The organism is Arthrobacter sp. 9V (assembly GCF_902506065.1).
In the GTDB taxonomy this organism is placed as follows: domain Bacteria; phylum Actinomycetota; class Actinomycetes; order Actinomycetales; family Micrococcaceae; genus Arthrobacter.
Window position 1 is genome coordinate 3,095,573 of the sequence record NZ_LR732912.1, and the last position, 21,538, is coordinate 3,117,110.

Consider the following 21,538-nt stretch of genomic DNA (forward strand, 5'->3'; position numbering starts at 1 on the left):
GCGCCTGCTCAGCCGAACCCACGTTCGGGCAGGCCGCTTCCTGAACCAGTTCCGGCATTGCGATCTGACTTGGCATCGCTTCTTGATGATGGCGCGGCACTCCTGGACTCCGCACGACTTTCCGCGGCTGATAAAGCCCGGTTGTTGGGGTTCGTTGAGGCTGCTGATTTTGCGGGAAGGGTTGAGGAGATCTCCCGGAGCGTGGAATTCTTGCAGCTTGTCGCGGCGCAGGCGGTGGAACGGGCGCGGAAAGAAGCACAACAAGCCGGTGCTGCGTGGCCGTCGCCCACTGGAGCAGCGGATTCTCAGGAGTGGCGGACAGGCTGGACTGACCCGGTGCCGGGAACCGGCACGGCGTCAGGTTCCGCCGGAGACCAACGCTCCACTCAGGCAGCCCAGTTTTTGGATGATGGGTATCGGGACGCGGCGCAGTTCCTTCGGGCCCGGTTGCGGATCGGGATCAGTGAAGCACGGCGCCGGCTCTCCCTCGCCCCCAACGTCCTCCCACAGGCAGGGATGACCGGCCAAGAGATCCCAGCCCGCCGCGAAACCCTAGCCCAGGCCGTCGGGACCGGGCTGGTGTCCTCCCGGTCCGCGACGATCATCAGTACCGCCCTGGACAAAGTCCGGCACCTCACCGATCAGGACACCATCACCCGGATGGAACACTCCCTGACCACCACCGCGGTGGAAACCGACCCGGACTTCCTCACCACCATGACCAAACGCTGGATCGACTCCATCGACCATGACGGCCCCGAACCTTCCGAAGAACTCCTCCGTCAACACCAAGGCGCGTTCCTGCGCAAACGACGCCGCTACGGGCTGCACCACATCGAAATCTTCGCCACCGACGAACAATACGAAACCCTCACCACCGTCATGAACACCGCCACCAACCCCCGACTCACCAGCAACGACACCAACACCGACACCGGCAGCGGCACCGAAGCCGGCGGCGTGGGACCCGGTGTTGGCGCGGAAGCCGGCGGAGTGGGACCCGGTGCTGGTCCTGACCTGGACCGCCGCTCCCGGGCCCAGAAACTCCTCAACGGCCTCGTCGGTGCCTGCAGCGTCGCGATGACCACCGGAAAACTCCCCTCCAACGGCGGCTACCGACCCCAACTCGCCATCACCATCGGCTACCAAGAACTCCTCGAACAACTCAACAACCACAACCAAGCCGGCCAGCACAAACAACGCGGCACAGACACAGCGACAGGGACAGATACAGCGACAGCTGCAGGTGCAGGTTTCGGGACAGGCACAGGTTTAGGGACGGGCACAGCGACGTTCACCGGCCCGATTCACCCGAACACCATCCGCAAAATCGCCTGCGACGCCGACATCATCCCCATCCTGCTCGGCAGCGACTCGCGCGTCCTGGACATCGGCCGCACCACCCGGATCTTCCCACCCCACATCCGCAAAGCCATCACCGCCCGCGACGGCGGCTGCGCCTTCCCCGACTGCACCATGCCCGCACCCTGGTGCGAAGCCCACCACACCACCTACTGGTCACACGGCGGCACCACCGGAACAAACAACGGCACCCTCCTCTGCAGCCACCACCACCACCTCATCCACAAAGAACAGTGGCGCATCGACATGAAAACAGGCGTCCCCTGGTTCATCCCCCCACCCCACATCGACCCCCACCAAACACCACGCCGCAACCACCACCACACACCCCAACGAACATAAACACGCACAACACAAACACGCGGGAAACAGTGGATCCGTCCGACAGGGGGACCATCCGATGAGGAGAGTGTGCACCCTTCCGGCGGGTTGGGCCGTGGCCCTTTGTAGCANACCCCACATCGACCCCCACCAAACACCACGCCGCAACCACCACCACACACCCCAACGAACATAAACACGCACAAATGCGGCGCAGGATGAAGCTGGGACGCTTCTCGCCGCGTGGTGATGTGCTGCGCCCAGGTGCACAGCCGGGCAATGACCCAGTGAGATCCTCGGCGACGCCCTGGTGCAGTGCCGGCGTTTCCCCATTTGCGTACTCGGCGACGCCCTGGTAGAGGTTGCCGCGCGCTGAGCCCTTTGGGTCGTTCGTATCTTCCTAGGACTCTCAGGGCCAGCTTCAGAGGCTGTTTTCTGCCGGCGCGCCACCTAGGCTGAACTTCGAAGCCTTGCCGAGTCAACGGGAAGTGGAGTCAACAAGGCAACGCTGTCAGGGACCAGCCACTATCGAGGAGCACACCATGAGGATTGCCGTCACGGGCGGAAGCGGAAAACTGGGCAGGAGTGTAGTCCGGCGGCTCACGCAGGATGGCCACAATGTGCTCAACATGGACCGCGTCGGCGCTCGGGGTAAGGGCTACGTCAACGTTGACCTCCGCAACTACGGTCAGGTTCTGGACGTCATTCTAGGCTTGGATGACCAGCACCATGGCTTGGACGCAATCGTTCACCTGGCCGCCATCCCTGCCCCGGGCCTTGCCCCCGACGCCGCGATCTTCGAGAACAACATGGTGTCCACGTACAACGTGTTCCAAGCGGCGCGAAGGGCCGGCATCAAAAAGGTGGTCTATGCATCCAGCGAGACCGTCCTGGGTCTCCCCTTCGAGATCGACCCTCCCTACATTCCTGTGGATGAGGAGTACGTAGCCCGCCCGGAAAGCACTTATTCGCTGGTCAAGCACCTTGAGGAGCAGATGGCCATCCAGCTCACGCGATGGGACCCCGAACTGAGTATCACGGCCTTGCGCTTTTCCAACGTCATGGATCCCGAGGACTACGATGCTTTCCCGTCCTTCGACTCTGATCCAACCCTCCGGAAATGGAACCTTTGGGGCTACATTGATGCCCGGGACGGTGCGTTGGCGGTCGTCAGGGCTTTGGAACATGGCGAACCTGGGTTCGAGGCCTTCATCATCGCTGCGGCGGATACCGTGATGAGCCGGAGCAGCGCCGGGTTGGCTGCGGAAGTCTTCCCCGGCGTCGAGGTCCTTAAAGAACTGGGCGAGCACGAAACCATGCTGTCCATTGACAAGGCGCGCAGGCTTCTGGGATTTGAGCCCGAGCACAGCTGGCGCACTGTCCACTCAAACCGCACCACGCCTACAGAAGACTGACGCCGGCTGACGCTGCCGGCTAACGCGCGACGGCCCACCCCTTAGCTGCAGTTTCCTGCAAGCACTCGTAAAGGGATGGGCCGGCGCAGCTTTGGTTACGGCTAGATCATAGTCATCACCATGGCGGGGTCGGCAAGGATGGCGCCGAGGTCGGCAAGGAACCGGGATCCCTGTTCCCCATCCACCAAGCGGTGGTCGAAGGACAGGCTGAGGGACATGACCTGCCGGACAGCGAGTTGGTCGTTCACCACCCATGGCGCCTTCCGCACGGCACCCAAAGCCACAATGGCAGCCTCGCCCGGGTTCAGGATGGGAGTCCCGGCGTCGATTCCAAAGACGCCGATGTTGGTGATGGAGATGGTGCCTCCGGACAAGTCCGACGGCGACGTCTTGCCTGCACGCGCCGTGTCCGTGAGTTCGGTCAGCGCCGTGGAAAGCTCGCGCAGGGTCAGCCGGTCCGCGTCCTTGACGTTCGGGACCGTCAGGCCTCGGGGCGTAGCGGCCGCGATGCCCAGATTCACGTAGTTGAACTGGACAATTTCCTGGCTCGCCTCATCCCACCGGGAGTTCAGAGACGGGTTGTTGCGGAGCGCCACCAAAACCGCCTTGGCCGCAATGGTCAGCGGTGTCAGCTTGTAGCCTTCGAACGCCTTGTTCCCCTTGAGCCTTGCCAGCAGATCCATGGTTGCCGTGACATCCACGGTGAGGAACTCGGTGACGTGGGGCGCAGTAAAGGCGCTCTGCACCATGGCTGCGGCCGTGAACTTGCGGACACCCTTGATGGGGGTCCGGGTTTCCCGCTCACCTGGGGCAACAGAAACCGGAGTCTCGGAAGGAGCTTCTGTTGCACCGGAAAAGTTCTGGACGTCCTCCCGGGTGATGAGCCCGCCCGGTCCGGTGCCGGGGACCAGTTCCAGATTGATTCCCAGGTCGCGGGCGAGCTTACGCACAGGCGGGGTCGAGCGAGGTCGTTCAGAGAAGTCACCCTCTGCCTGAGGTGGCGCTGCCGGCCCCGTCTTGGCCGGAGCCTCGAGCGTGAGGGACTCTACGTCCAGGACCTGACCCCGGGCACGCCGTGTTGGGCGTCCGGAATGCTCGACGACGGCCCCGTACCCCACCAGGTTCGGCTCACGTTTCGCGGGGGCACCCACTGCTTCAGAACCTCCCGTGACCGGAGAACCATGTGTAGATGTTTCGACGGCGGAACGGTCACCAGCAGACCCGTTGCCGGCTGACCGGCTGCCCCCGTCAGGTGCGGCACCCCCGTTGGCGGACCCGGCGTCGTCAACCTCAAACGAAACGATGGGCTTCCCAACTTCAACCACTGTGCCGGGCTGCTCATGCAGCTCAGCTACCACCCCTGCAAAGGGAGAAGGCAGCTCGACCACGGCCTTGGCGGTCTCAACCTCGGCGATAACCTGATTCAGCGTGACGGTGTCCCCTACCGATACCTTCCAACTCAGGATTTCCGATTCGGTCAGGCCCTCGCCGAGGTCCGGCAGCCTGAATTCCTTGATCATGGTGGCGGTCATCCTTCCAGTCCACTCAACGAGTTGCGCCGGCCCAAGGCGCGGTCCACGCCGTCGAGAATCCTGTCCAGATCCGGCAGGTGGTGCATTTCGAGCTTCGAGTACGGATACGGAACATCGAAACCGGTAATGCGGACCGGGGCAGCCTCCAGATAGTGGAAGCAGCGCTCTGTGATGCTGGCGGCGATCTCGGCGCCGAGGCCGCCGGACTGGCCGGCCTCGTGGGTGATCACCAGGCGTCCGGTCTTCCGGACGGAAGCTTCCACCACGGGGTAGTCCACGGGCGCCAGCGAGCGGAGGTCGATGACTTCCACTGAAATGCCTTCGTCGGCTGCGGCCATTGCGGCATCCTTGGCAGTTTTCACGAGCGGACCGTAGGCGACCAAAGTGACATCAGAACCGGCGCTGACCACGGCAGCTTTGTCCAAGGGAAGGGCTCTGGAGAGGTCGAGGGTCTCATCCACATCACCTTTGTCGTGATAACGACGCTTGGGCTCAAAGTAGAGGACGGGATCATCCGAAGCGATGGCCTGCTGGATCATGGTGTAGGCATCCTGCGGGTTGGAAACAGCTACGACCCGGAGCCCCGAAGTGTGCGTGAAATATGCCTCGGGTGATTCGGAGTGATGCTCCGGGGATCCGATGCCGCCGCCGAATGGAACACGGATGGTGATGGGCATCTTCACCCTCCCCTGCGTCCTGTAGTGCATTTTGGCAACCTGGCTGACAATTTGGTCGAACGCCGGGTAGATGAAGCCATCGAACTGGATCTCGCAGACCGGCCGATACCCGCGGTAGGCCAAACCGACTGCGGTGCCGATGATGCCGGACTCAGCCAGCGGCGAATCGATCACCCTGTGGTTGCCGAAGTCTTTCTGAAGACCGTCCGTGACGCGGAAGACGCCGCCTAGCGAGCCAATATCTTCTCCCATGAGGACCACTTTGGGGTCATTTTCCAGGGACTTCCGGAGGCCGGCGTTGATGGCCCGGGCAAAAGTGAGCTTGGACATCAGAGTGCACCTTCCTGGACCGGCTGGTTGAAGCTGTTCAAATAGCGCGAGTAGTGGTCCTTCTGGCGGTCAATCCAGGAGTTGGGGGTGCTGTACACGTGGTTGAAAACGTCAAGAGGCTGCGGATCCGGCATATCGATGCAGCTGGCGCGAAGTTCGGCTGCCACAGCATCAGCTTTGGACTTCACCCGTGCTTCCACGTCCTCAGTCAGCAGGCCCTTGGCTTCGAGCAATTTGCGCAGCCTCAGAATCGGGTCCTTGGCCGCCCAGTCCTCCAATTCGATGGGGTCCCGGTAGCGGGTAGGGTCATCGGCAGTAGTGTGCGGGCCCATCCGGTAGGTAACGGCCTCAATGAAGGTGGGTCCGCCACCCTTGCGGGCGCGGTCCAAAGCCACGCGGGTTGCAGCCATGACAGCCAGGACGTCATTGCCATCCACCCGCATGCTGGGGATACCGAATCCGGTGGGCCTGTCGGCCAACTGAACGTGGGACTGTACCCGGACAGGCTCGGAAATTGCCCAATGGTTGTTCTGGCAGAAGAACACTACGGGAGCCTGGTAGCTTGCGGCGAAGACCATGGCCTCGTTGACGTCACCTTCACTCGTCGCGCCATCGCCAAAGTAGGCAAGGACTGCGGTATTGGCACCATCGAGTTGGACACCCATGGCGTAACCGGTGGCGTGGAGGCTCTGGGAACCAATAATGATCTGGGGCGTCGCAAGATTGATGCGTAAAGGATCCCAGCCATAGGAAGCATTGCCGCGCCACACCCGGGCGATCTCGGAGAGATGGGCGCCGCGCACATAAGCCACTCCGCTTTCGCGGTAGCTCGGGAAGACGAAGTCATCATCCCGGAGGGAGCGGCTTGAGCCGATCTGTGCCGCCTCCTGGCCCAGCAACGGGGGCCACAACGCGAGCTCTCCCTGACGCTGGAGAGCCGTCGCCTCCGCATCGATACGGCGAATGACTGTCATGTCCTCATACAAGGAGCACAAGTGCTCATCGCCGATGTCCTTGACCCAGATATCGAATTCGGGATGACTGATACGTTCGCCTTCCGGCGACACCAACTGGAGCAGATCTCCGCCAGTCCTCAAGGGAATTTGTGCACTATGTCCAGGGCCCGGAGTGTGCTTGTGCACTCCCTTGCCCGCCTGATCCGTCAACACAGGTGATCGCAACCTTCCGGCTCGTTTTCGTCGGCGCTGGCTGGACTTGTGATCCTGCCGCAGACCGGCCCTCCGGCACCTTCGCCGGAGTTAATTGTGACCCTACTCACAAGTGACAGGGGGTACAACCACCACTCCGCAATTTGATCATTTTGCCCTGTTTCACCGTTCCCGACCGTGCTAATCTTGCGCATTATGCAACCCTTGGATGGCACTGATACCCGGCTCCTATCGGCCATGGCCAAAGATCCTCGAGGGACTGTTGTGGCCCTGGCTCAGAAGCTCGGCCTGTCCAGGAATACCGTCCAGGCCCGCATGGCCCAGCTCGAGAAGAAACACGCGTTCCTCTCCTTCGAGCGGCGCATCAATCCCGCAGCGCTGGGGTACCCGCTCACCGCCTTCATCACCGTCCATGTGCAGCAACAAAAATTGGCCTCACTCTCCGAAGACCTCGCCGACATTCCGGAGATCCTTGAAGGGTTCGGCCTGACCGGCTCGGCGGATCTGCTTCTGCGCGTGGTCGCCTTGGACGCAGAGGACCTCTATCGCATCAACGGAAAGATCCTCGGTTGCGATGGGGTGGAGCGAACGGATACGGCGTTGGCAATGCGGGAGATGATCCCTTACCGGGTTCAGCCGCTGTTGGGAAGACGCTCCGGAGAGTAGAAACGGCTGTTCACCTGCAGTAATGGGCGTTGCAGTAATTGACCGCCGAACCTGCATAGGATTTGATGCAAGTGGACGCATCGGGGGCCGGCCAGAGGACCCCGGCCATGTGGTGGCGCTGCCGAAGGCTACCGAAAGGGGCACTACCGTGAGCAACCCGCAACAACCCAACCAGCCCGAACCGAACCATCAAGGCCAGAACCCGCCACCGGTTCCGCCAGGCCCCGGGTACCCGCCGCAGACCGGCGCCCCGTATTCGCCGCAGCCGGGCCCTGGCTACCAGCCGCAGACCGGACCGGGCTACCCACCTCAGACTGGCGCGTCCCCGCAGTGGCAACAGCCGCCGTCGTCGGATTCTCCCCAAGGCAACCCCCAATACGCGGGAGCAGGCCCGGGCCCTTACGCCCAAAACCCGTACCCGCAGGGGCAGAACGCATACGCCCAAGGTCAGCATCAGCCCGGCCAGTACCCGGGCTCTTACGGTCAGCAGCCACCGAAAAAGAACCGGAAACTGCTGTGGATCATCCTGAGCGTTGTGGCGGGCGTGATCGTGCTGGCAGTGGTAGGTGTGTTGCTGCTCGTCAACCTGGTGGGGAACGCGACATCCAAAGCGAGGTCCTTGGCGGACGAATTCACCAATCTGGTGGTATCCGGCCAGACAGAACAGGCATATGAGAACTACTTGAGCCAGCCGCTTAAAGACGAACTGGACAAGCAGTCGTTCGTGGACGGCATTGCCAGCCTTAACCTGGACAGCTCGTGCAAGCCCAACTACAACTCCGTCAACGTGAACTCGGACAACGGAAACAACAAAGCCAGCCTCGGCGGAACCTTGCAATGCGATGGCAAGACGATAGATCTTCAGTACATCTTCGAAGGCACTGACGATCTCAAAATGAGCAGCATCCGCCTCCGCCCCTGACCGTCCCGGAATTATTCCGGTCCACCACCCATCCACCTGCGCATATGGTCCGAATTACTGCTTGAGAGCCCCAGCCGGGGCTCAACAGGACGGCCGGGTTTTCCGGCCATCACCGGAAGGTTCGGACCATGCGTACTTCGCCCAATCGCCTGATCGCCACCATCTTCGGAGCCGTCTACCTCTTGGTAGGCGTGCTCGGATTCTTTGTCACCTCGGGAATTGGCTTCTTCTCCACCGAGGGCGCCAACTTGATCATCTTCGCCGTGAATCCGCTTCACAACATCATCCACTTGGCCATTGGCGCTGCACTGCTCTACGCCGGCATGAACAGCGTCACGCTGTCCAAGGGCGTCAACACCACTGTGGGTGGCGTCTACCTTCTGGTGGGCATCCTCGGACTCTTCCTGGTGGGTTCCTCGCTGAACATCATCGCCCTTAACGGTGCGGACAACGTCCTTCACCTTGCCAGTGCCGTGGTCCTGCTGGGCGTCGCACTGTCCCAGGACAAGGCCGCCGTAGCTTCCGCACACGCCTGATCAGTCCCTGAAAAGCATCTGATCACCGGCTGAAAAGCAAGAGGACGGTAAGAGCCATGGAACGGAAGAACCACCCCACGCTCAGCGCAGCTACCCTGCTGTTCGTGTACTTCGCAGCAATGTCCGCCGGGATGGTGGAGCTTTCCCTTGCAGCCGGTTATCTCACCGGCACTGTTGGCTTAACACCCGGCATCCTGGTTGCCGGGGTGGCAACCCTCGCTGGCGGCCTTGCGTTCTTGGCATGGTCGCTGTGGGGGCTGCACCGCAACAGCTTGGTGATGGTCCGTCTTGCCGTTCCTGTCCTCGCCCTCACGGCCGCTGCACACCTTGCCGTTACGGTGGCCGGGGTCAGTACCCAGCGCTCACTGAACGTGAGCCACTTTGCCGCCCTCGGCCTGACGCTCATGGCACTTGCCGGGGCCGGTTGGTTGAGGCGGCAGCACAAGACCAACGACGGCGGCGCCCACGGCCAGCCAAGGACCGGGCGGCTTCTGGCAGCCGCGTTCGGAGCCGCCGTCGTTGTCGCATCAGTGGCAACCCCGGGCCTTGCTGCCTCGATGGCGGGCCAGCACGCCGTCCCTCATGGAGAGCATGGCCAGGCACCCCACAAAGAAAACGGCCAGGGCTCCAATCCCGCCCTGGACCCGGGTCACCACCACTAGCTGGCGGTGACCGGACGGGCGCATCATCGACAATGCCCACTGTTGATGGTGCGCCTTGTTCGTGGATCATGGAGCCATGGATCCCATCGAGGCCCTCGACGAAATTGCCTTCTGGCTCGAAAGAAGCCTGGCCCCCACTTTCAAGGTCCAGGCCTTTCGGAAAGCAGCCGACGCCGCCCGCAAACTTCCGCCGGACGACCTAAGGAAGCTGGTGGCATCAGGGCGTATCACCAGTTTGAAAGGCGTGGGCAACCGCAGCGCCGAAGTCATCAGCCAGGCCCTGGAAGGCCGGGTTCCTGACTACTTGGCTGATCTGCGCGAACGTGGCACCCAAGCGCTGGCCTCCGGAGGCGACACTCTACGGGCAGAGCTGCGCGGGGACCTGCACAGCCACAGCAACTGGTCCGACGGCGGCTCCCCCATCGAAGCGATGGTTGCCGCCGCCCGCACCCTTGACCGCGAGTATCTTGCCCTGACGGACCACTCCCCGAATCTCACCATCGCCAATGGCCTCAGCGTGGAACGGCTTGAGAAGCAGTTGGATGTGGTGGACGGGATCAACGCCGCACAGGATGGATTCCGATTGCTCAAAGGAATCGAGGTGGACATCCTTGAAGACGGAACCCTTGATCAAACCCCGGCAATGCTGGACCGCTTGGATGTAGTGGTGGCAAGCGTCCACTCAAAGCTTCGATCCGACAAAAAGACCATGACTGCGCGAATGCTGGGCGGCATCACCGATCCCCACACCAACGTCCTGGGGCATTGCACAGGCCGCCTCGTACAGGGTTCCCGGGGTACCCGGCCCGAGTCCGAATTCGATGCAGCCAAAGTCTTTAAGGAATGCGCGGAGTGGGGCGTGGCAGTGGAAATCAACTCCAGGCCCGAGCGCCAGGACCCGCCGGACAACCTCATCAAGATGGCCCTGGACGCCGGTTGCCTGTTCAGCATCGACAGCGATGCCCACGCTCCCGGGCAGCTGGATTTCCTGCAGTACGGTGCGGAGCGGGCCGAAACCCTCGGCGTGCCCAAGGAACGGATTGTCACCACATGGCCTCTGGATCAATTGAAGGAGTGGCTGAGCCTGAAGAAATAGGTTGTTGGTGACTCGGACGAGTGCGCATGAGCCAAAAGGGCTCCTCCTGCAACTATTCGCAGGAGGAGCCCCTTCTTCTTGGTGCCTGTGCCGGCAAGGTTAGTGATCTACCGCTTTCTCAGCACCTACGCCGGTCAGCGAGCGCACTTCCATTTCCGCCTGCTTGGCCGGATCTTCGCGCCGCTTATCCAGGACGGTTCCGAGCCAGCCAAGGAAGAAGGCCAGCGGGATGGACACTATGCCGGGGTTGCTCAGCGGGAAGAGGGCGAAGTTTGCTCCCGGGATCATGGAGGTCTTTGCGCCGGAAACCACCGGTGAGAACGTGATCAGCAAGATGGCTGCAGCAAGGCCGCCGTACATGCTCCATACCGCTCCCTGGGTGGTGAACTTCTTCCAGAAGAGGGAGTAGACGATGGTGGGCAGGTTTGCCGATGCTGCAACTGCGAAGGCCAGGGCCACGAGGAAGGCTACGTTCTGTCCGTTGGCGAAGATGCCGCCAAGGATCGCCAGGACTCCGATTACCACCACAGTGCGCCGGGCCACCTTCACCTCGGTGACTGCGTCGGCCTTGCCCTTGGCAATGACATTTGCGTAAATATCGTGCGCGAAGGATGCTGCCGCCGTGATGGTCAGGCCCGCAACCACCGCCAGGATGGTGGCGAAGGCAACTGCCGAGATGAACCCCAGGAGCAGCGGGCCACCCAGGTGGAAGGCCAGCAGAGGCGCTGCGGAGTTAACGCCGCCGGGTGCGGACTTGATGGTCTCTGCACCCACCAACGCTGCTGCACCGTAGCCCAGCACCAGGGTGAAGAGGTAGAACAGGCCGATCAGCCAAATGGCCCAGACAACGGACTTACGGGCTTCCTTGGCTGTGGGGACGGTGTAGAAACGCATCAGGACGTGTGGCAGCGCAGCGGTTCCGAGGACCAGGGCGAGGCCAAGAGACATGAAGTCGAGCTTGGACGTTTCGGTCTTGCCGTATTGCAGGCCCGGGTTCAGGACGGCCGGGTTGTTGGCGGCCTCGGCTGCGGATCCCAGGAGGCTGGAAAGGTTGAAGCCGTAGATGGCAAGGACCATGGCTGTCATGACGGCCGCGCCGGCAATCAGCAGGATCGCTTTGATGATTTGGACCCACGTGGTGCCCTTCATGCCGCCGATCAGTACGTACATGATCATCAAGGCGCCGACGACGATAATCACCAGGGCCTGACCACCCCAGTCGCTGATGCCCAGCAGGAGCGAAATAAGGCTGCCGGCACCTGCCATTTGGGCCAGGAGATAGAAGAAGCAAACCGCCAGGGTGGACAGGGCCGCCGCAATGCGCACCGGGCGCTGACGCAGGCGGAAGGACAGGACGTCGGCCATGGTGAACTTGCCGGTGTTGCGCAGTAGTTCAGCTACCAGGAGCAGGGCCACAAGCCAGGCAACAAGGAAGCCGATGGAGTACAGGAACCCGTCGTAGCCGTTGATGGCAATGGCGCCGGTGATGCCGAGGAAGGATGCCGCTGAAAGGTAATCTCCTGCGATTGCCGTGCCGTTTTGGGAGCCGGTGAAGGATCGGCCGGCTGCGTAGTAGTCGGCCGCGGTCTTGTTGTTTCGGCTCGCACGGAAGACGATCACCATGGTGACCGCTACGAAGAGGGCAAAGATGCCCATGTTCAGAAGAGTGGTGTCTTTGAGGGCTGCGACGTTAACCGCCGCCGGGACCATGGTGTTCATTTGGCTGCCCCTCTGTTCACATTGCCGTCCTTATCAAATTCGTGGCCCTCGATCTCGTTGCGGATTTCAGCAGCGATGGGGTCCAACTTCCGGTTGGAGTAGCTCACGTACCAAGCCGTAATGCCAAAAGTGGTGACGAACTGCAGCAGGCCCAGAATCAGGCCGACATTGATGTTGCCCCAAACTTTGATGGACATGAACTCCACGGCATAGTCGGCCAAAAGAACGTAAGCGAAATACCAGAGCAGGAATACCACTGCCATGGGGAAGACGAAGCTGCGGTGCCGTTTGCGCAGTGTCTTGAACCGTTCCGTCTGTTGGACTTCCTGAAAGTCCACGGACGCCGTTGCGTCCTGGGCTTGGGCCTCATTACCCATGGTTCCTCCTGATTGTGATGTGTCCACATCAGCTCCACACGCCTTGCCAATGTGACTGCAATCACTATCGAATGCGGTGCGGTGCCTCTTCCAGAGAATCGCTGGCTGCTGTCGCTCAGCGGTTGTAATGCTGCGCCAAACGGTGGCTACCGGGTCCATCCGGCCTGGCTGCGCTGTCCATCCTGGGTCCATCGCGGGTCCATCGAGGGTCCATCGCGGGCAACCGGCGGAAGGTGGGGGCACGTCCGGTTACGCTGGCCTCATGCCTGATTCCCCGCTCTTCACCGCAGCCGCGATCGCCGTGATCGTGCTGGCAGTCGCCGTCGTGGTGGGTGTTGGCCTCAAGGTGATCCGCTCCGTCCGTGACCTGGGCACGGACGCCGAGCGCGCAACGTACAACACACTTCATGCCGCTTCCAAGGCCGGGCAGCATCTTCGCGGCGGGCTCCATCCCCCCGGTGCAGCCAAAGCAAGCAAGCAACTACGCGTCCTGCTCGGCTGCGATGCGTTGGCCATCACGGACACGGACGCCGTACTAGCCTGGGACGGCGCCGCCGAAGAACTCCGGCCAACTCTCATGCGGCTCGCTGCGGAGGTTCTGACCACGGGGCGCACTGTAGTGGTTCCCCGCGCCGGTCATCCTGCTACCGCAGACCATGGGCACCAGGAGTTCAGCGCTGTGATCGCACCGATCCGGGCAGGATCCAGGGTGGTTGGTTCGGTGGCCGCGCTGGCTCCTGCGGCCGGGGCCGGGCTGGTGAGGGCCACCAGCGAGGTGGCCGACTGGATAGCCGCGCAACTGGAGCTTGCAGAGTTGGAATCCTCGCGGACCCTCCTGATGGAAGCCGAGGTCCGGGCACTCCGGGCGCAGATCAGCCCGCACTTCATCTACAACTCGTTGAATGCCATTGCCTCATTCATTAACACCGATCCGGCCCGGGCCAGGGAGCTCGTGGTTGAATTCGCCGATTTCACCCGGTACTCATTCCGGCGGCACGGGGACTTCACCACGGTGGCTGAGGAACTCCGCTGCATAGACCGGTACCTCCTGCTGGAGCGTGCCAGGTTCGGCGAAAGGGTCCAAGTCAGTCTCCGGATCGCCCCCGAAGTCCTCAGCACAGTCATTCCGTTCCTCAGCCTTCAACCACTGGTGGAAAATGCCGTCCGGCACGGTCTGGAAGCCAAGGAAGGCCCGGGACACATCACCATTTGTGCCAATGATTCCGGTGCTTTCGCCGAAGTGACCATCGAGGACGACGGCGTGGGAATGGACCCGGAGCATCTGCGGTCAGTACTCGCCGGACACACGGACGGTGACCACGTAGGGCTTCGCAACGTGGACGCCCGGCTCAGGCAGGTCTACGGCGACGAACACGGCCTTGTTATTGACACGGCGCCCGGCGAAGGGACCATGATCACCATGCGGGTGCCCAAATCCCAACCCGATCACGACGCCTAAGGCTACGGTTAGTCTATTAATCATGATCAACGTGCTCGTCGCTGATGACGAACTGCCCGCGGTGGAGGAGCTCGCCTTCCTGCTGGGCCGGGATGGGCGCATAGGCGCCATCCACCGGGCATCCTCCGGCGCCCAAGCTCTGCGGACCCTGGAAACAGAGTCCGTGGACGCCGTCTTCCTCGATATCCACATGCCCGCGCTCTCCGGCCTTGACATCGCACGCGCCATTTCCCGCAGCAGCCATCCACCCGCCGTCGTATTCGTCACCGCAGACGAAGACTGCGCCTTGGAAGCCTTCGACCTCGCCGCCGTCGATTACTTGCTCAAGCCCCTGCGGGCGGAAAGGCTTTCACGATCCGTAGACCGCATCAGTGAGCTGATCAAGGACGGAACTCCCGCGCCGGAGATGATCACAGTGGACCTCGGCAGCACCACCCGAATGATCCGCCGCGACGACGTCACCTATGTGCAGGCCCAGGGCGACTACGCAAGGCTTCACACCGCCGAAGCCAGTTACCTGATCCGGGTTCCCCTCAGCGATCTCGAGCAAAAGTGGGCGGACGCCGGGTTCATCCGGATCCATCGCTCGTACCTCATCGCCCTGAACCATGTACAGCACCTCAAGCTGTCCGCCACGGGGCCGAGCGTGGCGGTGGCCGGTGCTGAACTGCCCATCAGCCGCAGGCACCTGCCATCAGTCAGGGATAAGCTGCACGCCACCCGTATCCGGCCGCAAGGATGACACGCGTCCGCGTCACGGCCCCGCGTCAACCGGTCACTGCCACACCGAGCAGGCCCCCGCACCAAGGGGAGGTTACCGAGGACTCCGACGCCGGGCGGATCTTCATCCGATCCCTGATCCGAACCCAGTTGCGCTTGGCCTTGGTGGTGGCCTGCGGGTTCCTGGTCATCCTCGCCATTCTGGCACTCTTCCTGGTCTACGGACCCGGGGTGGCTGAGACCCGGATCGCCGGAATTCCCCTGGACTGGCTGGTATTGGGTGCCGGCATCTACCCTGTGATCGGACTCAGCGCCTGGCTCTACAATCGTGCAGCAGCCCGCAATGAGGCCCGCTACCGGGACCTTGTGGAGGACAAGTGAATCCGGCCGTTGGGCTCATAGCTTTTCTGGCCGTATCCATCGCGACTGCGGTCATAGGCTTCTACGGCCTCCGCATCTCACGAACTACCGGCGACTTCTACGTGGCCTCTCGAACGGTCCCTCCATGGTGGAACGCCTCCGCGATCGGTGGCGAGTACCTCTCAGCTGCCAGTTTCCTGGGTGTCGCAGGGCTGATCCTCCTGTCCGGAACCGACGCACTGTGGTTCCCCGTTGGGTACACCGCCGGTTACCTCATGCTGTTGCTCTTCGTGGCCGCTCCCCTGCGTCGTTCCGGCGCCTACACCATCCCGGATTTCACCGAAGCACGTCTGGACTCCAAGCTGGTCCGACGCGTAACCAGCCTGGTAGTGGTGGCCGTCGGGTGGCTGTACATCGTGCCGCAACTCCACGGCGCTGCGCTCGCCATCAGGATCACCACCGGCGTGCCGTCGTGGGTAGGCTCGACGGCGGTAGTCGTGGTTGTGTTCCTGACCGTGGCTGCAGGCGGCATGCGCTCGATCACTTTTGTTCAGGCCTTCCAATACTGGCTGAAGCTGACGGCTCTGGCAGTGCCGGTAGTTTTCGTCCTGCTGGTGCTCGCAGGCACCGGCACACAGCCGCAGGCACCGCTTCCCATTAACCCCACCGGCCAAGGTGCGGCCGGAGCGTACCAGCACATATCACTTTTGGTTGCTCTGCTCTTCGGAACCCTGGGTCTCCCCCACGTCCTGGTGAGGTTCTATACAAACCCGGACGGACAATCGGCCCGCCGGACCACGTTGATTGTGCTGGGGTTGCTTTCGGTCTTCTATCTCTTCCCTACACTCTCCGGGGCCATCGGCAGAATGTTCGCACCCGAACTCGCACAATCCGGCCAAGCCGATGCCCTGGTCCTGTTGCTGCCCGGCAAACTTGTAGGTGGCATGGCCGGCGATCTTCTCTCAGCATTGGTGGTGGCCGGAGCATTCGCCGCGTTTCTGTCCACCACGTGCGGGCTGGTAGTTTCACTATCCGGCGTCATCAGCCAGGACCTCTTTGGAGGAAGCGTCAGGGGCTTCCGCCTCGCCGCGGTGCTGGCCGCCGTCGTGCCCTTGGGTTTTGCGCTCATGACTGACACTCTTGCGCTGGCCGGAAGCGTTGGCCTGGTCTTTGCCTTCACGGCATCCACCATCTGTCCGGTGCTGCTGCTGGGAATTTGGTGGCGCGGCCTGACCGACGCCGGTGCCATCGCGGGCATGGTCACAGGGGCGGTCCTTTGCGGCGGCGCCATGGTGGCGGGCACCCTCATGGGCCCCGAAAATGCGCCTGCATGGCTGGCTCAGCCTGCCGCCTGGACCGTTCCGGCCGCCTTCGCGGTAACCGTGACGGTGTCCATCCTGACCAAAAACCGCGTTCCGGCCTCAGTGAACCGGGTCGCGCCTGCACGTACCGGAAAGACCTGTGGTCACAGAGAGATAGCGGGCAGCAAGCCGTTGTCCGCTGCAGCCGCAAGGTGGACAATGGCGCCATGTCCGAGGAACCGGGCGCGGCCGCTGCAGAACCGCCATCGCCCTCACCGGAGTTGTCTCCAAGCGTCCGCGCGCAGTTGCTGGCCACCGAACACTGGAGCTTGCTGGCATCCAGGAGCACCACTCAAGGCGAAGTCCTCACCCGTATCAGCATGTTCCTGACCTTCACCTCGGCAAGCCTGCTGAGCGTGGCACTGGTAGGTAACGCCACGCAATTCTCAGATGCCTTCAGGGCCTTCGCGCTGACCATACTGTGCATCGATCTTGTGGTCGGCCTGCTCACGCACGTCCGGGTGATGAGCGTGGGCATGGAAGACCTTATGTATGTCCTCGCCATGAACCGGCTGCGGGCCGCCTACGTTGACTTGGACCCCGGTGTCCGTCCTTACCTTATGGCAGGACACCACGACGACGAGCCCGGTGCCAAGCGAACCTACTACTTCCTTGGCGGGCGCTCAGATTTCAACCAAGTGGCCGGAAGCAGCATGGTGTTCATGGGGTTCGTGAACTCAGCCCTGATCGCCTTGCTGATCGGTTCGGCCCTGTTGACCGCCGGGCTGCCTACCATAGCCGCCGTACCCGTTGCCGTCGTGGCAGCGCTGGCATTCTTCGGCGTATCTCTGACCCGTGGGCATCGACGCTATCTTGAGGTGTGGAAGAACAACCCGCCCATTTCGGCCACGCCACCCCGGATCTAACCGCGGCTCTTAGTCGATGGCCGCCATGAGCTCCACAACACGGGCAAGGAATGCGTCCACCTGGGCTTCCTCGTAGCCCTCAGCACCCTTGGCGGCACGGAAAACAGCGCGGCGTACGGTGTCCACGCTCAGTGCTTGATCGTGCTCCAAGTACCCGATGAGTTCGGCGCACAGGTCATCTACGTCCTGGACGTTGTAGCTTCGGGCCCGTTTCCCGGATGGGCGACGGAACCGCTCGCCGTCGGGCCTGTGCAGCCTTCCACGGAGAATGCCGGAAAGTTTGCCGATCTGCCGCAGCCAGGCTTCTTCGCCCTGCTGGCTGATGAGGTCATCCCGCTCCCGGCGTGCGAACGCGTCTTCCAGCCGGTCCAGTGCGGCATCGACGCTGTTGGCATCGTAACCGCCCTTGACGGGATCAAAAGCCACAGCCCTGACGTCCACGCTGGCCACCTGGTCCGCTGTGCCCACGGGGTTCTCAAAAGACGTCCGCGCACGCTGGAGGAACTCGTCCACCTGCTTGGCGTTATAGCCGTACTTGCTGCGCTCCACGCGGTCGAACGTCGCGGGAATCTGGCGTCGAATATCCAAGGCCACTAGTCTTCCTTCATTGGGTTGTCAGACGCCGCTCAGCAGCGCGAACAGAACATAAGCTACAGGGGCTGCGAACACGATGGAGTCCAGGCGGTCCATCACGCCGCCGTGACCGGGCAGGATGCTGCTCATGTCCTTGACGCCAAGTTCGCGCTTGACCATGGACTCGGCGAGGTCTCCGGCGGTGGCTGCGGCCACCATGCCCACAGCCAGCAAGAGGCCCACCCACCAAGGCCTGTCAAGCAGGAAGATGCAAGCAAGGACACCGATGACCATGGCCCCGCCGACGGATCCGGCGAATCCCTCCCAGGACTTCTTGGGGCTGATCTTGGGTGCCATTGGGTGCTTTCCGAAGGAAGCGCCAACGATGTACCCGAACGTGTCATTGGAAACTACCAACAACAGCATGGACGCGATCTGCCATGCGCCTTCGGGGATCCCGTCCGGCCAGAAACCAACCGGAGTGGGGCCGCTGGCGGGGTGAAGAGACAGCGATGCAAAGCTGATCAGGAAGGGAATCCACGCAAGGGTGAAAACGCCGGCGAACACACTCCGCGGCGCCCCTGCAGCGCTCTCGATGGAACGCCACAGCAAGACGGCCACGGAGCTCGCCGTCATGGTGAAAAGCAAACCTTCGAGGCCACCGAAGTAGGCCGATACCGGCATCACCAGGCTTCCCACCATCACGGGGATGATCGGCATCCGGGTCCCCTGCGCCTCAAGCGCCCGAAAAACCTCCCAAACACCCAGCACCGCGAAGGCAGTGGTGAGGAGGACGAACCCCAGCGGGAGGAAAAGCAAGCCGCCCAAGACGGCCAAAAGCATGGCAAGCCCGACGCCGATGGCGGCCGGAAGATTCCGGCCCGCCTTGGGTGTGGGGTTCTTGCGCACGCGTCTGGCGCGCTTGGGGGTATCGCGTGTCGGGACCCGCTCAGCGGGCGCCGGCTCAGCCTGGTTCATCAGACCTCGAGCAGCTCGGCTTCCTTGCGCTTAAGCAGCTCGTCGATGCTGTCAACGTGCTGCTTGGTGAGGGCGTCGAGTTCCTTCTCAGCGCGTGCACCCTCGTCTTCGCCGGCTTCGCCGTCCTTGACCAGCTTGTCCAGGGAATCCTTGGCTTTGCGGCGGATGCTGCGGATGGAAACCTTGGCGTCCTCACCCTTGCCCTTGACGATCTTTACGTATTCCTTGCGACGCTCTTTGGTGAGCTCCGGGATGGTCACGCGGATGACGTTGCCGTCGTTGGACGGGTTGGCGCCAACCTCGGAGTCACTCAGGGCCTTCTCGATGTCCCGCAGCGCGGTTTTGTCGTAAGGGGTGATCAGGATGGTTCGTGCATCCGGCACTCCAAAGGAGGCCAGCTGCTGCAGCGGAGTCGGTGTGCCGTAGTACTCGACGATCACCTTGTTGTAGAGGGCGGGGTTGGCCCGGCCAGTACGGATCGAGGCGAAATCGTCCTTGGCTACCTCCACCGCCTTGTCCATCTTCTCGCCGGCTTCGAGCAAGGTCTCTTCGATCACGGGTTTCTCCTCAGAAATAGTTGCTGCCCAACTTCAGGCGGCAATGCACAGTAAAGCAATGCACAGTAAAGATCCGCCACTATGGGCGGACGGTCCTAGAAATATCCTAGCCCTTGCTAGGGAGTAACCAGGGTTCCCAGCGTTTCGCCGAGGATGGCACGGGTAACGTTGCCCTCGCCCTCCATTCCGAAGACCACCATGGACAGGCTGTTGTCCTTGCACATGGTCATGGCGGTCTGGTCCATTACCCGGATGTCACGGCGCAAGGCGTCGTCGTAGCTGAGGACATCGAGCTTCTCGGCCGTGGGGTCCTTTTTGGGATCTGCGGTGTAGACGCCGTCCACACCGCTCTTGGCCATGAGCACCACGTCCGCGTGCACTTCAAGGGCGCGCTGCGCTGCAACGGTGTCGGTGGAGAAGTACGGCAGGCCTGCGCCTGCACCGAAAATGACGACGCGGCCCTTCTCCATGTGGCGGATGGCGCGGCGCGGGATGTAGGCCTCTGCAACCTGGCCCATGGTGATGGCGCTCTGGACCCGGGTCTCAACTCCGGCTTGCTCCAGGAAGTCCTGCAGCGCCAGGCAGTTCATCACAGTGCCCAGCATGCCCATGTAGTCGGCACGGGAGCGGTCCATGCCGCTTTGGGACAATTCGGCGCCGCGGAAGAAGTTTCCTCCGCCTACAACGATTGCTACTTCGACTTCGGTGACCGCGGCCGCGATCTGCTTGGCGATTGCGCGCACTGTCTCAGGATCGACGCCGAGCTTGCCTCCGCCGATGACCTCGCCGGAAAGTTTCAGAAGTACACGTCGGCGGGTCTTCTCGGGCTGGATAGCAGTGTTGACGGTTTCCATGGTGCCTTCCCGTTGGTGGACTCTGGCTAGATTATCGTGCTGTGGGTCCGCCCCGGTACTACCCGGACGGGTGCATGAAAAAGGGGCGGCCACCGAAGTGACCACCCCTTTTCATGTAGTACTAGTTTCCTACGCGGAAACGGGTTACTGCGGTTGCCTTGACGCCGGCTTCTTCGAGGACCTGTGCAACGGTCTTCTTGGAATCCTTGGCGAATGCCTGGTCAACCAGAACTTCACCCTTGTAGAAGCCCGTCACGCGGCCTTCCACGATCTTGGAAAGAGCAGCTTCAGGCTTGCCTTCAGCCTTTGCGGTCTCTTCGGCGATGCGGCGCTCGGACTCGACCAGTTCGGCCGGGACGTCCTCGCGGGTCAGGTAGTTCGGAGCCATGGCTGCAACGTGGACAGCGATGTCGTGTGCTGCGGTGGCAGCAGCTTCGCCTTCACCGTCAACAGCGAACAGAACGCCGACCTGAGCCGGGAGGTCCTTGGACGTCTTGTGCAGGTAGGCGTCAACCGTGGTTCCCTCAACGCGGGAGATACGGCGAACAACAACCTTCTCGCCGAGGACTGCGCCCTCTTCGACAACAACCTCGGACAACGGCTTGCCGTCAACCTCGGTGGCCAGCAGGGTTTCGAGGTCGGCTGCGCCGGACTCGACTGCAACGTTGAGAACCTTGTCAGCCAGCTGGATGAACTTGTCAGCCTTGGCAACGAAGTCAGTTTCGCAGTTGACCTCGATCATTACGCCAACGCCGCCGTTGACCTTGGCAGCAACCAGGCCTTCAGCAGTGGAACGGCCTTCGCGCTTGGTAGCACCCTTGAGGCCCTTGATGCGGATGATCTCGATGGCCTTCTCGGCGTCACCGTTGGCTTCGTCAAGAGCCTTCTTGACGTCCATCATGCCGGCGCCGGTGCGCTCGCGCAGGGCCTTGATGTCAGCAGCAGTGTAGTTCGCCATGTGAACCCCTCTGTCTAGAAATTTGTGTGTTTACGGACTGACAGGACGGCAGCCCACCGTGTGAGCCG

Annotated in this window: 21 protein-coding genes and 1 pseudogene; 12 read left to right on the forward strand and 10 right to left on the reverse strand. The window is 62.2% G+C overall.

From position 1 onward, the window contains the following. Positions 1 to 57: 57 nt before the first annotated feature. Positions 58 to 1,704 carry an HNH endonuclease signature motif containing protein gene (locus BACI9J_RS14285; protein ID WP_236558698.1) on the forward strand — a complete coding sequence of 549 codons (1,647 nt, stop codon included), beginning with the start codon at positions 58 to 60 and terminating at the stop codon, positions 1,702 to 1,704. Positions 1,705 to 2,225: 521 nt separating this feature from the next. Beyond that, positions 2,226 to 3,098, forward strand: coding sequence for an NAD-dependent epimerase/dehydratase family protein (locus BACI9J_RS14290; protein ID WP_159734960.1), 873 nt, complete (start codon positions 2,226 to 2,228; stop codon positions 3,096 to 3,098). Positions 3,099 to 3,199: 101 nt separating this feature from the next. Here the strand turns inward: BACI9J_RS14290 and BACI9J_RS14295 are convergent, their stop codons facing one another. The 3 genes from BACI9J_RS14295 to pdhA are packed head-to-tail and all read right to left on the reverse strand — an operon-like array spanning position 3,200 to position 6,806. Continuing rightward, positions 3,200 to 4,630 carry a dihydrolipoamide acetyltransferase family protein gene (locus tag BACI9J_RS14295; RefSeq protein WP_159734961.1) on the reverse strand — a complete coding sequence of 477 codons (1,431 nt, stop codon included), beginning with the start codon at positions 4,628 to 4,630 and terminating at the stop codon, positions 3,200 to 3,202. After that, positions 4,627 to 5,637, reverse strand: coding sequence for an alpha-ketoacid dehydrogenase subunit beta (locus BACI9J_RS14300; RefSeq protein ID WP_159734962.1), 1,011 nt, complete (start codon positions 5,635 to 5,637; stop codon positions 4,627 to 4,629). Before BACI9J_RS14300 ends, BACI9J_RS14295 begins: the two co-directional genes overlap by 4 nt. Beyond that, entirely contained in the window at positions 5,637 to 6,806 is a 1,170-nt protein-coding gene (gene pdhA, locus BACI9J_RS14305) for a pyruvate dehydrogenase (acetyl-transferring) E1 component subunit alpha (RefSeq protein WP_159734963.1), read from the reverse strand. The genes BACI9J_RS14300 and pdhA overlap by 1 nt, the downstream gene beginning before the upstream one ends. A 195-nt stretch (positions 6,807 to 7,001) precedes the next feature. On the opposite strand from pdhA, the gene BACI9J_RS14310 reads away from it, so the two are divergent. From BACI9J_RS14310 to BACI9J_RS14330, 5 genes are all read left to right on the forward strand, one after another. Beyond that, positions 7,002 to 7,472 (forward strand): Lrp/AsnC family transcriptional regulator, encoded by a 471-nt coding sequence (locus tag BACI9J_RS14310; protein ID WP_024820292.1) that lies wholly within the window; start codon positions 7,002 to 7,004, stop codon positions 7,470 to 7,472. 148 nt (positions 7,473 to 7,620) lie between these two features. After that, positions 7,621 to 8,394, forward strand: a complete 774-nt coding sequence (locus BACI9J_RS24370) for a hypothetical protein (RefSeq protein ID WP_236558699.1) — start codon at positions 7,621 to 7,623, stop codon at positions 8,392 to 8,394. 128 nt (positions 8,395 to 8,522) lie between these two features. Next, positions 8,523 to 8,930: a DUF4383 domain-containing protein gene (locus BACI9J_RS14320; RefSeq protein ID WP_159734964.1), complete on the forward strand. Its 408-nt coding sequence runs from the start codon at positions 8,523 to 8,525 to the stop codon at positions 8,928 to 8,930. A gap of 56 nt (positions 8,931 to 8,986) precedes the next feature. Next, the gene (locus tag BACI9J_RS14325; protein ID WP_159734965.1) at positions 8,987 to 9,592 is read left to right on the forward strand and encodes a hypothetical protein; all 606 of its coding nucleotides are present in this window, start codon (positions 8,987 to 8,989) and stop codon (positions 9,590 to 9,592) included. A 76-nt stretch (positions 9,593 to 9,668) separates the two neighbouring features. Continuing rightward, positions 9,669 to 10,688 carry a PHP domain-containing protein gene (locus BACI9J_RS14330; RefSeq protein WP_159734966.1) on the forward strand — a complete coding sequence of 340 codons (1,020 nt, stop codon included), beginning with the start codon at positions 9,669 to 9,671 and terminating at the stop codon, positions 10,686 to 10,688. Positions 10,689 to 10,787: 99 nt separating this feature from the next. Here BACI9J_RS14330 and BACI9J_RS14335 read toward each other — a convergent pair whose 3' ends face one another. Both BACI9J_RS14335 and BACI9J_RS14340 read right to left on the reverse strand, forming a co-directional pair. Further along, positions 10,788 to 12,407 (reverse strand): solute symporter family protein, encoded by a 1,620-nt coding sequence (locus BACI9J_RS14335; protein WP_159734967.1) that lies wholly within the window; start codon positions 12,405 to 12,407, stop codon positions 10,788 to 10,790. Continuing rightward, positions 12,404 to 12,784, reverse strand: coding sequence for a DUF485 domain-containing protein (locus tag BACI9J_RS14340; RefSeq protein ID WP_159734968.1), 381 nt, complete (start codon positions 12,782 to 12,784; stop codon positions 12,404 to 12,406). The genes BACI9J_RS14335 and BACI9J_RS14340 overlap by 4 nt, the downstream gene beginning before the upstream one ends. 262 nt (positions 12,785 to 13,046) lie before the next feature. On the opposite strand from BACI9J_RS14340, the gene BACI9J_RS14345 reads away from it, so the two are divergent. The 5 genes and pseudogenes from BACI9J_RS14345 to BACI9J_RS14365 all read left to right on the forward strand — a co-directional run bounded on the left by BACI9J_RS14345 (position 13,047) and on the right by BACI9J_RS14365 (position 17,550). Beyond that, positions 13,047 to 14,243 (forward strand): sensor histidine kinase, encoded by a 1,197-nt coding sequence (locus BACI9J_RS14345; protein ID WP_159734969.1) that lies wholly within the window; start codon positions 13,047 to 13,049, stop codon positions 14,241 to 14,243. Between the two features lie 22 nt (positions 14,244 to 14,265). Beyond that, complete coding sequence (locus BACI9J_RS14350; RefSeq protein ID WP_159734970.1) at positions 14,266 to 14,985, forward strand: LytR/AlgR family response regulator transcription factor; 720 nt, start codon at positions 14,266 to 14,268, stop codon at positions 14,983 to 14,985. Continuing rightward, the gene (locus tag BACI9J_RS14355; protein WP_159734971.1) at positions 14,982 to 15,344 is read left to right on the forward strand and encodes a hypothetical protein; all 363 of its coding nucleotides are present in this window, start codon (positions 14,982 to 14,984) and stop codon (positions 15,342 to 15,344) included. Before BACI9J_RS14350 ends, BACI9J_RS14355 begins: the two co-directional genes overlap by 4 nt. Continuing rightward, a pseudogene (locus tag BACI9J_RS14360) lies at positions 15,341 to 16,802 on the forward strand (sodium/solute symporter). Before BACI9J_RS14355 ends, BACI9J_RS14360 begins: the two are co-directional and overlap by 4 nt. A gap of 202 nt (positions 16,803 to 17,004) precedes the next feature. Further along, positions 17,005 to 17,550, forward strand: a complete 546-nt coding sequence (locus BACI9J_RS14365; RefSeq protein WP_442858660.1) for a hypothetical protein — start codon at positions 17,005 to 17,007, stop codon at positions 17,548 to 17,550. Between the two features lie 9 nt (positions 17,551 to 17,559). Here BACI9J_RS14365 and BACI9J_RS14370 read toward each other — a convergent pair whose 3' ends face one another. The 5 genes from BACI9J_RS14370 to tsf form a co-directional block, all read right to left on the reverse strand. After that, a complete protein-coding gene (locus BACI9J_RS14370) occupies positions 17,560 to 18,144 on the reverse strand; it encodes a DivIVA domain-containing protein (RefSeq protein ID WP_159734973.1) in 585 nt (194 codons plus the stop codon). A 21-nt stretch (positions 18,145 to 18,165) separates the two neighbouring features. Beyond that, on the reverse strand, positions 18,166 to 19,101 hold the full coding sequence (locus tag BACI9J_RS14375) for a phosphatidate cytidylyltransferase (protein ID WP_159734974.1): 936 nt from the start codon (positions 19,099 to 19,101) through the stop codon (positions 18,166 to 18,168). Further along, positions 19,101 to 19,658 carry a ribosome recycling factor gene (frr, locus tag BACI9J_RS14380; RefSeq protein WP_011774219.1) on the reverse strand — a complete coding sequence of 186 codons (558 nt, stop codon included), beginning with the start codon at positions 19,656 to 19,658 and terminating at the stop codon, positions 19,101 to 19,103. The genes BACI9J_RS14375 and frr overlap by 1 nt, the downstream gene beginning before the upstream one ends. Before the next feature lie 116 nt (positions 19,659 to 19,774). After that, on the reverse strand, positions 19,775 to 20,512 hold the full coding sequence (pyrH, locus tag BACI9J_RS14385) for a UMP kinase (RefSeq protein ID WP_014921238.1): 738 nt from the start codon (positions 20,510 to 20,512) through the stop codon (positions 19,775 to 19,777). Positions 20,513 to 20,633: 121 nt separating this feature from the next. Then, positions 20,634 to 21,470, reverse strand: a complete 837-nt coding sequence (tsf, locus tag BACI9J_RS14390) for a translation elongation factor Ts (RefSeq protein WP_011774217.1) — start codon at positions 21,468 to 21,470, stop codon at positions 20,634 to 20,636. Between the last annotated feature and the right edge of the window lie 68 nt (positions 21,471 to 21,538).